Origin of the sequence: Wolbachia endosymbiont (group B) of Chesias legatella (assembly GCF_964026945.1) — a bacterium.
Classification (GTDB): Bacteria; Pseudomonadota; Alphaproteobacteria; order Rickettsiales; family Anaplasmataceae; genus Wolbachia.
Window position 1 is genome coordinate 135,905 of sequence record NZ_OZ034711.1, and the last position, 15,349, is coordinate 151,253.

Annotated in this window: 11 protein-coding genes; 3 read left to right on the forward strand and 8 right to left on the reverse strand. The window is 33.8% G+C overall.

Features of this window, described 5'->3' with window-relative positions; genetic code table 11:
• The first annotated feature begins 46 nt into the window (after window positions 1-46).
• From rimM to AAGD65_RS00705, 3 genes are read left to right on the forward strand one after another with little or no spacing between them, the layout of a single operon-like run.
• Entirely contained in the window at window positions 47-547 is a 501-nt protein-coding gene (gene rimM / locus AAGD65_RS00695; protein ID WP_264682911.1) for a ribosome maturation factor RimM, read from the forward strand.
• A 59-nt stretch (window positions 548-606) separates the two neighbouring features.
• Complete coding sequence (gene efp / locus AAGD65_RS00700) at window positions 607-1,173, forward strand: elongation factor P (RefSeq protein ID WP_264682912.1); 567 nt, start codon at window positions 607-609, stop codon at window positions 1,171-1,173.
• Window positions 1,174-1,866, forward strand: coding sequence for an inositol monophosphatase family protein (locus AAGD65_RS00705; protein WP_264682913.1), 693 nt, complete (start codon window positions 1,174-1,176; stop codon window positions 1,864-1,866).
• 321 nt (window positions 1,867-2,187) lie between these two features.
• Here AAGD65_RS00705 and hemA read toward each other — a convergent pair whose 3' ends face one another.
• The 8 genes from hemA to AAGD65_RS00745 form a co-directional block, all read right to left on the reverse strand.
• Entirely contained in the window at window positions 2,188-3,384 is a 1,197-nt protein-coding gene (hemA, locus tag AAGD65_RS00710; protein WP_214303449.1) for a 5-aminolevulinate synthase, read from the reverse strand.
• A gap of 64 nt (window positions 3,385-3,448) precedes the next feature.
• A complete protein-coding gene (locus AAGD65_RS00715) occupies window positions 3,449-5,296 on the reverse strand; it encodes an ankyrin repeat domain-containing protein (RefSeq protein ID WP_264682914.1) in 1,848 nt (615 codons plus the stop codon).
• Window positions 5,297-5,446: 150 nt separating this feature from the next.
• On the reverse strand, window positions 5,447-8,635 hold the full coding sequence (locus AAGD65_RS00720; protein ID WP_341810943.1) for an ankyrin repeat domain-containing protein: 3,189 nt from the start codon (window positions 8,633-8,635) through the stop codon (window positions 5,447-5,449).
• 38 nt (window positions 8,636-8,673) lie between these two features.
• Entirely contained in the window at window positions 8,674-10,578 is a 1,905-nt protein-coding gene (htpG, locus tag AAGD65_RS00725; protein WP_264682916.1) for a molecular chaperone HtpG, read from the reverse strand.
• A 150-nt stretch (window positions 10,579-10,728) separates the two neighbouring features.
• Window positions 10,729-11,949, reverse strand: coding sequence for a KAP family NTPase (locus tag AAGD65_RS00730; RefSeq protein WP_264682917.1), 1,221 nt, complete (start codon window positions 11,947-11,949; stop codon window positions 10,729-10,731).
• A 51-nt stretch (window positions 11,950-12,000) separates the two neighbouring features.
• Complete coding sequence (locus AAGD65_RS00735; RefSeq protein ID WP_264682918.1) at window positions 12,001-12,801, reverse strand: hypothetical protein; 801 nt, start codon at window positions 12,799-12,801, stop codon at window positions 12,001-12,003.
• Between the two features lie 118 nt (window positions 12,802-12,919).
• A complete protein-coding gene (recR, locus tag AAGD65_RS00740) occupies window positions 12,920-13,507 on the reverse strand; it encodes a recombination mediator RecR (protein ID WP_264683454.1) in 588 nt (195 codons plus the stop codon).
• Window positions 13,508-13,640: 133 nt separating this feature from the next.
• On the reverse strand, window positions 13,641-15,032 hold the full coding sequence (locus AAGD65_RS00745; protein WP_264682919.1) for an ankyrin repeat domain-containing protein: 1,392 nt from the start codon (window positions 15,030-15,032) through the stop codon (window positions 13,641-13,643).
• Window positions 15,033-15,349: the final 317 nt, after the last annotated feature.

The following is a 15,349-nucleotide window of genomic DNA, read 5'->3' on the forward strand; positions in this document are numbered from 1 at the left end:
TTGTCAATTCTATGGACAAAAAGCTGATTTCAACTATCATATTAATATGAATATATGCCTCGGAATAATTACTTCTCCCCATGGAATCAAAGGAGCTGTCAAAATAAAAACCTTTACTGAAAAGCCCGAAAATATTTTCCTATATGGTGAACTAATAATCGGAAGTGAAAATTATAAAATAAGCTTGGTGTCTGTTGTCAGTAATAATTTAGTAATAGCAACAATTAGCGGTGTGAACTCCCGTAATGAAGCAGAACTTTTAAGAAATAAAAAGTTATATATAGAGAGAAATAAGCTACCACAATTAAATGATGAGGATGAATTTTACCAAAATGATCTTGTGAATATGGAAGTAAGATTAGAAAGTAATGAATTATATGGCTATGTGAAGTCTGTACATAATTTTGGCTCAGGGGATATATTAGAAATTTTGGTTATCAGCACAAAAAAAAACATTATGCTATCTTTCACTAAAGAAATATTTCCATACATCAACATGAAGGAAAGATATATAGTAATCAACATGCCAGAATTCATTGGCCAATAAAAATTTTGATATTTGTATAAAGTTATTTATAATCATCAGACTAAATTAAAAGTGTAATTATGGCAGAAAGGGCTAATGATATCAGGCCAGGTCAGGTACTAGAACATAACGGTGGATTGTTTTTGGTTGTAAGTATTATGCATACTCAACCTGGTAAAGGTGGTGCATATATACAAGCTGAAATGAAAAATATCCAAACAGGAGCAAAGTACTATGAGAGGTTTCGCTCTGATGCAACAATCAGAAGGGCAATTTTAGATGAAGAGGAATATGTTTATCTCTTTACTGAAGGGAATATCGTAAATCTTATGCATCCAAGTAATTACGAGCAGATTGTTATAAATTTAGACTTATTAGGAGAAAAGAAGTCTTATTTGCAAGATAATATGAAAATTAAAGTAGTAACTTATCAAGATAAAATAATTTCTGCACATGTGCCTGATCACGTTACACTAACTGTAAAAGAAACAGAGTCTGTTATCAAAGGGCAGACTGTTACTGCTTCTTATAAGCCTGCAATTTTGGAAAACGGAATACGCGTTAACGTGCCTCAATTTATAAAAGAAGGTGATAAAATTGTAGTACATACTCCTGATAACAGCTATTACGAAAGAGTGAAAGAGTAAATGGCAATTTCATCACCACGAATCAATGTGATGCTTGATTCTGTACGCAGTGCCTCCAAGCAGCTTATACGTGATTTTAATGAATTGCAAATTTCAAGCGTTAAGTCAGCAGACTTTATCAATAAAACTTATTCGAAATCCAAGCAACTTATGTACGATTGCTTGAAAAACTATAACCAGAACTATGACTTTATTTTTGAAGACAATGTAGGCCAAGATCTAAAAGACGGCGGTTATACTTGGTTTATTATGCCTATAGAAGGCAAGGAAAACCTTTTTAGTTGTATGGTTTATTTTGCAGTATCAGTTTGTCTCATTCATAAAAACAGAGTTGTAGCAGCTGTGATTGATGCTCCAGCCCTTAGAGAAACTTTCTGGGCAGAGGAAAAGAAAGGAGCTTTTCTTGAAGATTTCAAATCTCGCCATGTAAAAATGCGGATGAAAGCTCGTGAAGGGGGAATAATAGACATAAGTGGTAATTTGTTAAATAAATTACCACTTGACAATAATAATCTACGCTCCCTTGGCTCAACGGTACTAGGTTTTGCATATCTTGCTGCCGGAAGATACAATGGAATAATTTACTCTGGAATTAATAAATATAAAACTTCACTCGGTAGGCTTTTTCTGCAAGAAAGCGGTGGGAGATTAAGGGAAGATAACGCGCTTGTCATTGCTGGAGATATAAACTAAAGTTCATTCAAAAGAGCAAAAGTCACGTAGTGAAAATAATAAATGGTCTTACCTACCCCTCATTGCAGCAGGGTGGCAAAATAAGATAGACGAGAAAAGACAACTATAGGAACAAATAGGTGTCATTCCAGCACGTGACACTAGAATCCAGATTGTTTAGACTGGATCCTATGGTCAAGCCATAGGATGACAAAAGAGTAAACTTTACCTGTGTGAGCTATAGATCCCAGTGTTAGCTACTTTCATGACAAGAAATAAAGCACTGATTTTGTACATTAACCATGCTTTTAAATAGATACCTTATTCTTGGCAACTTTAAACTCAACAACAGACACAAACAGACAATTTCTCAAAAACTTTTACAAGAGATTTTGTTAAATGCTCTATCATTTCATTTGTATGGTAAGGCGTAGGAGTAATACGGAAGCGCTCAGTCCCCTTTGAAACTGTTGGGTAATTTATATGTTGTACATATATTCCATACTCATCAAATAACAATTTTGATGCTTTTTTGGACAACTCAGGATCGCCAATTATGATTGGAATTATATGAGTTTCTGTTTGCATAAAATTCACTCCTGCGTTTCTCAGTGAGTCTTTTACCTTTTCAACAGACTGCTTTTGCTTCTCTCTTTCAACATTGCTCGATTTTAAATGCTCAACGCTTGCCTTTGCTGCTGCTGCTAAAACGGGCGACATAGCAGTAGTAAAAATAAATCCTGGGGCTGAACTTCTTATTACATCCACCAAGCTCTTTGAAGACGCTATATATCCACCCATCACTCCAAAAGCCTTTGATAATGTACCCTGAATAACAGTTATTCTATCCATCAAACCTTCTCTTTCTGCAATTCCGCCACCGCGCGGTCCATACATGCCAACTGCGTGTACCTCATCCAAATAGGTAATTGCATTATACTGATCTGCTAGATCACATATCGCTTCAAGCGGTGCTACATCACCATCCATTGAGTATACAGATTCAAGTGCTATTATTTTCGGCGTTTTTATATCTATAGACTTTAGCAACTGCTCTAAGTGATCAACATCATTATGCCTAAATATGTGCTTCGGTCTTTTTCCTGATTTTATACCTTCTATCATTGAAGAATGGTTTTTCTCATCTGAAAAAATTACCACACCCGGAATAACAGACGATAAAGTACTAAGTGTAGTTTGGTTGGCAAGATAGCCACAAGCAAAAGTTAAAGCAGCTTCTTTTTGATGCAAGTCAGCCAAAGACTTCTCGAGCTCAACAACTTCCTTTGTTGTACCTGATATATTTCTTGTTCCTCCAGCACCAACAGATGAATTTTGAATAGCAGCAATGACACTATCGTTTTGTGACATTCCCAGATAATTATTACTGCACCAGACAATAACCTCTCTATTTCTTTCATAATCCATAATATAGGGAAGTTTGCCAGGTAATGACGCAAAATGCGTAAATTCACGATAGCGCCCTTCTTCTTTTATATCTTTGATTTTATTTAAGAATATTTTTTCGTAGTCTACCAAGTTTTTATCTATTAACAATCAATATAATTATAATAAATTATTAAATGATAGACTACTATATTTATTACTTAGACTGACATTCTTCTGTCTGCATAACCTTTTTGACCTGATTATCCTCAACTAAGCTTTTAGGCCTATAGCAGTACGTAATTGTAGCTGCAATAAGACAACAAACTGCAACTGCTATTCCTATTGCTAACATTTCCAAGTAAACTGCAACAGCTGCTCCTAAGGCAATAACAGTTATTGCAAGCGCAGAAGCAGCTACGACATACTTTTTTGTGTTTTGTGGATCATTCTTTGAATTGCTTGGTACGGTTGCTGAATAGCCTAAAGATGACATAAATTCCAAAAATCCCTTATTTCCTCGTTTTTTTGCCATATCTAAAGAGCTTCCTTTCAAAAGAGTATCTGATGGTTTATTAATAATTGGATCGTTTTCTAAATACGGGCTTGTACCATTGTCTATTATCAATTTTGCAGATTTTTTATGCTCTTCATTTATTTCTCGATTATAAGCTATAACATGCAACGCAGTACCAATACTGTTGCTTTGCATATTAACATACTTTTCTTTATCTTTTGCTGCACTTATTAAGATGGCAACTACATCAGAATGACCATTATCAGCAGCTAAGTGCAATGCAGTTTCACCATTATGATGTTGTAAATAAAGATCTGCCTTTTTTTTTAAAAGCAATTCCACCATTGCTGAATTACCTTGTGTAGAAGCATACATCAAAGGAGTAAGATTATATCGTTCTTTAGCATCAACTGTTGCGCCACGATCTATTAGCAATTCCGCAACATCTAAATGTCCACTATATGCTGCTTCATGTAAAGGAGTTACTCTGCTGCCTGTACTGCTTACTGAATTAACATTTGCACCGCTATCAAGTAAAAGCTTCACAAAATCTTTATGACCATTTCTAGCAGCTAAATGAAGTGCGGTGTTACCACCTACTTTTGTTTTTGATTTAATCTCAATATTTGCACCACATTCTAGTAAACGCCTGCCAAGCTCAACATTACCTTTTTGTGCTGCAACGTGTAAACGAATAAATCCATCATTATCATAATCTGTGAAACGTTCATTAATATCGTCTAGTAAACTTTCCCTACCAGCTTTTAATTCCTCAGGAATGATAAGTGTTACTTTACCATTTTCATACTCTACTTCACCATTATGAAATTTAAGTGTGAATCTAAGTAAACTGTCTAATTCACATATCTCCTTCTCTGGCTCATCATAATTGCGTGCCACCATTGATGACTTATAGTTAATGCGTACATAATTCTCATTAGAACAATCGATGTACATAGTCTTCTTATCAGAATCGCTAGAAAGTACCTGATATTTTATTAATATACTATGCATTCGGATAGCAAGGAAAGCCATATACCCCGCTTGATTACAACTTGTAGTTAATTCCTCTATGAGGGAATCATTCGGAACCTCTACTTTAGCATGTTTAAACATTTCTGTAAAAACTTGCTTAGCAAACAGACGATAATTTTCTTTGTCTTTATTATTTTTAGTATATAATGTATTAATAAAGCTTCTACCTATCTCTTGACCATTAATTACAAAATTCATTCTAGGTAGGTCTTTATAAGCTACTTCACCAGACTTTACATCTTCATCATTCTCATTCTCATTCTCATTTGCTTTTACTTGACCCAGCAGAGATTGTGTTAGCTGAAATTCTAACGTAGTTACTGCACTAGATTTAGTATCAGAATTATTAACGCCAGATTCCTCTTGACTTTCATTACCTGAATCCTCAGAACGACGGCGCTCTTTTTCCTCTCGTTCTAAAATTTTAAACCCTTCTTCAGTTCCCGAATCCCTAGAATCTGATTTCTTTAAAATTTTGTTTGATTCCTGTGATACAAAATCTGAACCTAACATGTTTTTCCTCACTAATTAGTAGCTAAGCTAAGTGTAGCATTAAATGGCAATTTTGTCAACTTAGCAAGCATCTCTTCGTAGTCTACCAAGTTTTTATCTATTAACAATCAATATAATTATAATAAATTATTAAATGATAGACTACTATATTTAGTATACAGACCTTTCCTTGAACACAATCTCTGCAGGCTCACCATTCTCAATTAAGCTTTTAGGTCTACAGCAGTATGTAACTGTAGCTGCAATAAGACAACAAGCTGCAACTGCTATTCCTACCGCTAACATTTCCAAGTAAACTGCAACAGCCACCCCTGAAACAATACCAGCTATTGCAAGTGCAGCAGCAGCTAAGACATACTTCTTTGTATTTTGTGGATTTTTTTTGAGGCCACTTTTGCTGCTTTGCTCATTAATTCTTGGCAATTCTGTTTTTGGCTGTCCATTTCCGTTAGCAACTTGTTCTACATGCTCAGTAGGTTGATTAACGTTAATATCATTATTAACATCTTCAATTTTAATCGAAAGAAATTCATCTTCATCATCACTTGTTAATTCTACTCTTAAAGTACAAGGAACAGAATTACTAGAAACAGTACCATTAGCTGTTGCTTCAGCTTCCACTGTGTCAATTACAGATATTCTTGTTTCATGACCTTCTTCACTAATTTTTTCAAATGGAGAATTACTATTAGAGTCTGAGGAAGTTCCGGCAGAGCAATCACTTTTATTACCTTCAAGTTTAGAAAAATCATCCTCCTCAGAACTCAGTGATGATTCACTTCCTTCACGCTCTACCACAGGAATTTCTTGGCTAATTACAGTAGCACCCATACTTTCTACACTATCATTTACTGGTAATACAGCAGTAGTTTTTTCTAACTCTTTTTCAAGAAATATTTTAATTTCTGCGAGTTTGCTTTTAGATACTTTATCTTTCTTACCAACTTCCGTCTTATTAGCGTCTTCTAAGGCTTTATTCAAGATTTGCTTTATGTCTACACTATTGTCCTCTTTCCTTACCTTTTCCACTAAAGACATTACTTCTTCATAATTAAGAGCGAAGATAGCATTAGACAATTTCTCTTCTATATTTTTAGGCATTTTACCCCTCCTATAATTATTATTATCTATAGTTTCTTCTATTGAAACCTTTTTATTATTCATAATATTTTCTTCTTTATCAACAATACTCCTTTGTGGCCGTTGATTATCAATATTTTTGGATTCTGGATCTTTTTTAATATTTAAATGCAAAGGTGTTTTATCATCTAAACCTTCAAGAAATTTTGTGATTTTTGATTCACTAGAAGATTTTTCCCTGTTTTCTTCCCTTACCAAATATAAACTTTTCGTTCCTACCAGATCTAAAGCTGTTTTGCCATCTCTATCTTGAATGTTCCAATCAGCTCCCTTGTTTACAAGTAATTTTACTATTTCAAATTTATCATGGTAAGCAGCCCAATGTAAAGCTGTTCTGCCATGCCTCTCATCTTGAATATCAATCTCAGCGCCATTTCCAATAAGCAAGCCCATTAATTCTAAATTATTACGTGCTACAGCATAATGCAAAGGTGCAATTCCAGAATTATCTATACTATTAATATCAGCAATTTTATGATTAATAATAGTCTTTGCTACATCTATAAAATCTTGTTGTATAGCATAGTGCAAAAATTTTTCTGACATATCAGAAACTCTAGACCTGGCTTCAGTATCTTTAAATTTATCTAATACCGCTTTCACGCATTCTTGATTACGAATAGACAACGCCCTTCGAAGTTTTTCACATATGCTATGCCAAGGTAGAATAGTACTTCGATTTTTTTCCAAATCTTCTAATAAAAGCTTAGTATAGCGCTGTCCACCAACACCAATAAGTAGCCTATCGAGACCTTCATCTTGCGTAAATAATATACTTTTATGCGTTTCTGCATACCTTTCCACAAGTGTGTCATCAGCTGCAATGGCTAGTAGTGAAAGCTCTTTTACTGAATAATTATAATAACCATTTGTTTCATCATAGCTATTATTCAACAGCACATTGTGCATATGATCAGTCAAATTAAGCTGTTGAGAGCAAAAATCCTTCAAATTACCACAATTCAAATCAGTAATAAATCTATCGCTTTCCTCTATATTATTTATAGTTTTATCTAAACCTGTGTAATCACCATAATTTTTTGCTTTATTTATAACGTCTATTAATCCATCAAAGGTTAAATTTTCAGGGATAATGGTAAATTCTTCTTCATTATGCCTTGGTTCTATATTAACCTGATCTTGAGGCCAAAATAACTCTGTTGCTACAACTGCTGTAACTTCTGCAACACCTACCAATACATTCGCAACATTACCTAAAATGCCTGGATCAGTAACTACTTTGTTTGCTACTTCACTACTATCAGATGAACTCTCAGTAATAGACAAGTCTTCAGCAGCAAATGACTTAGGTCCTTCATTCATATTTTTCTCAAGAGTCTCTGTAATTCTATTATCCTCATCTTCGAAATGCCTATTTATTTCATCTAACAAACTTTTGCCATCAGCTTTGTAATTCTCTAATTGTTCAGGAATGGCAAACGTTACTTTGCCGTTTTCATACTCTACCTTACTATCTCGAAACTTAAGGGTGAACTCTAAAATAGCATCAACCCTGCATATTTCCTTATTCGTATCAAGTTCTCTAACAGGCATACTTGGACAATACTGAATATTGAGAGAACCTTGGCTATTATATACAATACTTATCTTTCTATCGTTGGCATGAGGCAAGCTTAGTTTATGCTTAGAGAATATAGGAGAGAGCTGCATTAACAAAGAGCCATCATAACCAGCCTGATTGCAACTAGTAATTAATTCTTCTAATAGATTATCATTTGGAATTTCTGCTTTAGCATGTTCAAACATTTTTGTAAAAACATGTTTTGCAATTTGGCGTTGGTCATTTTGATTACATTTATCACGAAGCTGGCTAACGAAATTCTTGTCTATAACTTGACCATTAATTACAAAATCCATCCTGGGTAGGTCTTTGTAAGCTTGCTTGCCAGAATTTGCATCCCTATTATTCTCACTTGCCTTTACTTGACTTAGCAGAGATTGTGTTAGTTGAAACTGTAACGTAATTGGTACACTAGGTTCAACATCAGAATCCCTCACATCAGCTTCTTCTTGACTCTCATCACCTGAATCTCCAGAGTAGCGACGCTCCTTAATTTCTTCTCGCCCTAAAATTTCAAACTCCTCTTCAGTGCCTGAATCTCCAGAATGGCGTCGCTCACTTTCTCCTGCAGTATCTACTGCTGGCGGCATGAGCCCACCAAGTAAATTCCACCCCATGTTTTACCCCCTAATTATTAGCTAAACTAAGTATAGCATTAAATAGAAATTTTGCCAAGCAAGTTATTGAGCCTTTTAGCAAATAGACTTACGTCTTCCATCTCTTCACCTTCCACTATACAAGCTTGATAGAACAATAAGTAAATCATATCTCCAAGTGTTGGATTTTCACCATTTTCAGCGTGAGATTCCATTATGTTTCTTATCAAAGGATGCTTAATGTTAATTTCAAGTACTTTTGGCGTGCGGTAATTTAGCTGCTTCTGTTCACGTAAAAAACGCTCCATACGGAGATCCATAGTTCCTTCATCAACTGCTAGACACACAGGACTATCGGTTAATTTCTTAGAGATCTTTACACTTTTTACTAAGCTTCCAAGAACCTTGGTGAAGTATTCGAGTATAGAATCCGCGTTTTCTTCGCTTTTGTTTTCATCTGATTTATTTTCTTCATCTTTCTTACCTTCTTCTGAAGAGAATTTTTCTAAATCAACATCTGCACGAGTTACAGACTTAAATTTTTGATCTTTATATTCATGAATCACGCTAGTCCAGAAATCATCAACTGGATCAACAAATAGAAGCACCTCCAATCCTTTGCTGACGAATCCTTCAAGTTGTGGACTGTTTTTTACTGAATCGAGACTATTTCCTGTGAGATAGTAGATATGTTCCTGTTCAGGCTTCATTCTGCTTATATAATCATCAATACTAACTAGCTTATCATCACTGGTGCTATGAAATCTGCAAATGGAAAGCAATGCTTCTCTTTCATCAGTTGGCATAGCTTCGCAAAGACCTTCTTTTAACACCGCACCAAAATTGCCCCAGAATTTTGTGTATTCCTCTAAATTATCTTTTGCTTTTTTGCCGAGCTCTGATATTATGCGCTTAGTTAAAGATTTCCTAATCTGCTCAACTACACGATTATTTTGCAGTGTTTCTCTGCTGATATTGAGAGGCAAATCCGGTGAATCAACCACACCTTTCAAAAAACGCAAGTACTGCGGTATAATCTGCACATTATCTTCAGTGATAAACACTTTATTTACATACAATTTTACAGAGCAGCGTCTATCTGGATGAAATAAATCAAAAGGCTTGATAGAAGGAACATAAAGCAAGTTCGTATACTCTATTGCGCCTTCATTTTTATTATGAAATATCATCCAAGGCTCACCGCCCACATGTGCAACACCACGGAAGAAGTCGTTGTGCTCTTCTGGAGTAACGTCATTTTTTGGCTTAGTCCAAATTGCAGCTTTGCTATTTAATTTTTCACTTTTTCCTTCTTCATTTACAAACTCAACGGGAAAATTTATGTGGTCAGAGTAAGTAGTAACGATGTTTTCAATACGGAATTTGTCTAAAAATTCGCTTTCTTCAGGACGCATGATGAGCGTAATTTTTGTGCCACGAGAGATTTGACCATCTAATTTGCTGATTGAATACTCTCCATTTCCTTTAGATTTCCACACCCAAGACTCTTCTTCTCCGGCTTTCCTTGATTCTACTATAACTTCTGAAGCAACCATGAAGCTTGAATAAAAACCAACACCAAACTTTCCAATCAGCTCTACAGCTTGGCTCGAATCTTTATTATTCTTAATTGCATCCAAGAATTTTTGCGTACCAGAACTTGCAATCGTGCCAAGATTATCTATTAAATCTTGCCTGTTCATGCCAATTCCATTGTCGGTTATATACAGCTCATTCTTATCTTTACTGGAGCTAATAGTAATCTTCAACTCATCACTTGAATCTAATAAATCAGCATTTAATTGTGATTCATAGCGCAATTTATCACATGCATCTGATGCATTTGATATTAACTCACGCAAGAAAATATCCTTATTAGTATAAAGTGAATGAATTACTATATTTAGTACTTTGCCTACTTCAGCGTCAAATTTTAAACTTTCAGTTTCTTGTATGTTGTGCATTTTGAGCTCCATTATTAGCCTGCTATTCTAATAATTTAAGTATTGCACAGCGATCTTTCAAGGTCATATATGCTAAAATTTATGTGAGCCAATTTGTCATGCAAGCTGAAATGATAAGAAGAGGGTTCTGTTCCAAAATTCTCTTTATTCTTAGAATAAGATATCTCTTATTTGCTTCAAAGATTTGTGAGTCTTTGATTCTTTTTCTTTAAAAGTAGTCTCAAGAGAGATTTTAAGCTTTTTCCATTCTTCTTGACCATTTGGCATTAAATCACTCTCAATCTTCTCCAGTACTTTCTGAGGTGATGAATATAATTCCTCGTACAAATCAGTGTTTACTGACTGTAGTATTACTAAAAATGTAAATAAATTCGGATCAAGTAATTCTTCTTTTGCATGGTTCAAAAAACATAGCTTTATTCTCCTTATACAGTATTGTATTGCCTGCAGTGATAATGAGAAGCTTTCTGCATAAAATATAAAGCTATCTATAATTAAGCTCTTTGATTTTTTCGGTAATTCAGAACTTTCAAACAGTTTTCTTATAAACTGCTCTGTTGGCTGTTTTGGCAAATGCAAAGAGAGATCAGTAAAAGATTTTAGGCTAAAATTTGGTCCAAGTATTGTGCTGATTGCTCTTTGCACGTTACTTTTATCTTGACTAACAGAGATAATGAAAACCAGTCCCTCAACATCAAGCATGTACTTTATGGATTCTAAAAAATCGACAATGAATTTAGGACGGCATATATCAAGATCATCGACCATTATATAAATGTTTTTGTCTTTCCTGATTTTATTAACCACATCTGCTAGTTGTATCTTAAAGTCTCTAATGTTCTCTTTTCTCCTTTGGAGAAGATTTAATTCACCCAAAACAAAACCAATGTCTTTTTTATCAGCCTCTTTTGCAGCATCGAGAAATACTGAAAGCATAGCAAGTGGAGATTTACTGATTAGCTTTCCTAATGTATTGAGAGAAAATAGTTCTTGGTTTATGTTTTTGAACTGCTGTATAACACTCCTTTTTACTTTGTATGATGCAAATAGATCCTCAAACAGAAAATGCAAAAAAGAAGGCAATGGTTGATCTAGCGCACTAATATCCCATGCGCTGTAATAAGCTGCAATTTCATTTTGCTGCCCTAGATCCTTTACCCATTCTTTCAAAAAAAATGTCTTACCCCACTTATCATATCCTTCTAATGATAGGATTGAAAAAGACTTATCAATTGTCTTAATTATAGAACTAAATTTACTTGCAACTTGCTTATAGCCTAAGCAATCACCTTCCCAAGTTGTTACCTTGGGTAGATGTTCCGTTTCTTTTTTTCTGAAGGTTATTAGGGATGTAAGTTTTTTTAAGCACATAAGACTCTTACACTATATTTTACTATAGTATTTTATAAGTTAAGAATCAGTTTACTTAAATAATCCATAATTTTCTATCACTGCAGAAATGGAAAGGTTCTTCAAGCTGCTTTCGGGACTATATTGAATATCTATGCCGGTTAATTCTTTTACCCTTCCTTCTGTATCTTTTGTTAACCTTTGTGTTAAACCATCTACATTGCCAGAACTTATCATTCCCATAACAGAAAATTTCCCATTTGAAATATACTCCTTCTCTATCAGTGGGGATATTTTAATTATCAAATCTAGGCTTTTACGACTTTTTATTGATAATTTACCTTCTTCTTGAAGTAGATATAACTTTTCTATCATCTCAGCTCTATTACCGGAGTGATTTTTTACAAGATCCTCTAATAGTTCTCCATGTTCATCTATAGGCACATCAACATACATTAGCCACAAAAGAAGAACTAAGTCCGTATTACCTTTTGTTATCCCCCTTATTTTACGTGCCTGAACGATTGCATAAAAATAAGGATCTTGGCCATCATAAGAATAACTAAACCTCGACGTAATTTGATCATCAATTCTTACTCGAATCACATTTTCCAGATTTGTAACAGATCTATGTTCTTGTTCTTGTTTTTGTTGAGATACTTCAATCATTTTTTTTAGGTCTAATAATATTAAGTTATTTTTAATTTCAAATTTAGGCTCAATCTCCGGATGATCTTCTATTATATATCCAATTCGTTTACTATCTGCGTATTCTTTGTTAAATAGCGCAATGAAATCAAGAGCTGTTGATCTTAATTTTGTAATTAACCAATTATAATTATTACGTACTCCATCTAGTACAAAAGTTAACATAACCCCTCATTTTAAAATACCATATTTAAATGTATAATATTTTCAATTAGTAAGCAAGTTTCTAGGCTGAAGTATGTTGCAGTATTTTTAAAGTATGTTGCTAAAAAGAAATGGAATATTATTTAATATCCTGTCTTGAAGTAAGTGCTATCCTCAGCGTCCCTTCATCTAGGTAGTCAATTTCTCCACCTATCGGTATGCCGCAAGCAAGGCGCGATATTTTGACATTCAAGTTTTTTAGCAATTCAATTATATATTGCGCAGTAACTTGGCCTTCTAATGTCGGATTAATTGCAACAATGACTTCTTCAATTTTAAATTCTGTAACTCTTTTGAGAATGTTATCAAGATTGAGTTCTTTTGGACCTATGCCATTTATTGCTGATAGCCTTCCACCCAAAACATGATACATACCTGAATATATATTTCCTTTTTCAAATGCCCATAAATCACCCAATTCTTCTACTACACACATTAATTTGGTATCACGTTTGGGGTTAATACAAATAGAACATGGTGATTTAGTATCTAGGTTTCCACAAATCTTACACTCTATTATAAGATCTGCTAGCTCTCTAATCAAAGATGCAAGTGGTAGCATGACTTTCTCTTTATTTTGGAGCAAATGTATAACTAACCTTCTTGATGACGATGGCCCTAAACTTGGCAATTTAGAAAAAGCATGAACTAAATTCTTTATATTAATGTTCATTTAACAAATTCAGGATATAGCTTATAAAATGATAACATCAAACCTTTCGTAAAGAAAGCTTAGTTTGATTGGCTATGAAAAAGATTTCCCACTTTTTTTTAGAACTGTCTTGAAAAAATTAATGTAATTACAATCTACTGTAACCTAACTCTGATTCAGGTATAACTGAAGTTATCTCACACATTTGCGTAGTTACTACGGTACTTCCTTTTTGAAAATGACGTAATTTATTTTTCAACATATTTCTTTCTTCCACATAACTGTCCGATTCTTTATTCAAACTAGAATTTTTTTCTTCATACTTGGAAAGTATTGTATCTATCAAATAATTAAAAAATAATATTAGACCTGTAGTGTTGGAGAGCAATGCAAGAGAATAATATAACATATCTTCACTCACTTCTTCATTTATTATGTCATGAGAATTTCTATACATTCTAAAACAAGAGCCGAAGGCTGCTAAGCATACGCAAGTAAGTTTTGTTTTGTTTAGGACGCACTTAATTCGCGCTAGTTTTTTATTATTATCTTCTAATTTTATACGCAACTCACTAATTTTACTACTATAGTGCTTAATAAACAATTCTATTGACTCTTTGTTATTAGCATAATTATATGCTTTGTAAGATTCCTTATCCATAAATTCAGTATCTATATCTCTTGATTTTAGAAGCTCTTTGATTACTTCATTCTTGCCAAGAAGCACAGCTTCGTGTAGAGGTGTGTACTCACTTTCAACATCTTTCCTTCTGTTAATATGTTCACGAGTTAAGTAGTCGAAAAGAACTGAAACGCATTTTGAATTATTACCTTCAATAGCCAGAGTAATTACATCTTTTTCGTCTTTGTTCTTAGTATTAATAACTTTAGAAAGCGGCTTTTCATTCTCTTGCTTACGTTCAAAATATTTGTGCTTGTAAAACTCATTTGAACAGTATGGTTCCTTAAGAATAGACAAAAGCTTTTTTACAAAATCAGCACGATTTTTTTTTATGGCCAAATGTAAAGGTGTGTCCTGATTTTTCTTATCTTGCAACAATAAGGCATCATACAAACAGCCCTCTTTATATAGAGAATCAATCTCTTGGTCAAAATAGATATCTTCTTCTTCTCCTTCACAGATATTTAATAGCCGTGACCCTATACTTTCTGTAGTACTGTAATCAATTGCAGAGCTACGTTTCACTTTAGATTGATAAAGGTTTATGTTCATACTACCCCTGCCTTTAAACAACCCAGCTATACCTCTAAACAGTTCAGCTATACCTGATTCACTCCGAGTGGCACAAGGTGTTTCATCTGGAATGTTAATCTCAACATTTTCACTAGAAAAAAGTTCTAAAACATGCGAGCTGCTTCTTCTACTGGAAAAAGGCACATCGTTCTTTTTATCTTTAATCTCAGCACTCTTTGCATTCAAAGAATTTAGAGAGTTAGCTAAACAATCAAGATCTGTAGCATTTTTAGACTCAAGGTCTTCTGCTTGAAAATTTGCTGCAGTGTTTATTTCACCTTTCATATTTCTTTATTTTACAGGGATTGCATTTCAGGTAGGGTATCTCATCTTTAAAATTTTTCAACTCTATTTAAATTTTTTTAAAATAGTTTTTGATAAAAATATTTATGACACTAACTTTTTGGTTCTCTTGTTAAACTTTTACAAGACAGAATTATTTTATAGCTAAAAAAATTACTTCCGCGTATTTTGAATCCAATTATAATTACAATTAGAGATATTTATTGAGCTCAAAATCTATCTTTAGTCTGCAGACTTTTTAATCAAACTTATTAAAAATGTATTCTTCAGTGTATATCTGTCGTATGTGCACTGCATTT

Excerpts from the sequence above, each read along its gene's own strand:
- rimM (WP_264682911.1), top strand. The coding sequence starts at position 47 with ATGAATATATGCCTCGGAATAATTACTTCTCCCCATGGAATCAAAGGA.
- efp (WP_264682912.1), top strand. The coding sequence starts at position 607 with ATGGCAGAAAGGGCTAATGATATCAGGCCAGGTCAGGTACTAGAACAT.
- AAGD65_RS00705 (WP_264682913.1), top strand. The coding sequence starts at position 1,174 with ATGGCAATTTCATCACCACGAATCAATGTGATGCTTGATTCTGTACGC.
- AAGD65_RS00715 (WP_264682914.1), bottom strand. The coding sequence starts at position 5,296 with ATGTTAGGTTCAGATTTTGTATCACAGGAATCAAACAAAATTTTAAAG.
- AAGD65_RS00720 (WP_341810943.1), bottom strand. The coding sequence starts at position 8,635 with ATGGGGTGGAATTTACTTGGTGGGCTCATGCCGCCAGCAGTAGATACT.
- htpG (WP_264682916.1), bottom strand. The coding sequence starts at position 10,578 with ATGCACAACATACAAGAAACTGAAAGTTTAAAATTTGACGCTGAAGTA.
- AAGD65_RS00730 (WP_264682917.1), bottom strand. The coding sequence starts at position 11,949 with ATGTGCTTAAAAAAACTTACATCCCTAATAACCTTCAGAAAAAAAGAA.
- AAGD65_RS00735 (WP_264682918.1), bottom strand. The coding sequence starts at position 12,801 with ATGTTAACTTTTGTACTAGATGGAGTACGTAATAATTATAATTGGTTA.
- AAGD65_RS00745 (WP_264682919.1), bottom strand. The coding sequence starts at position 15,032 with ATGAAAGGTGAAATAAACACTGCAGCAAATTTTCAAGCAGAAGACCTT.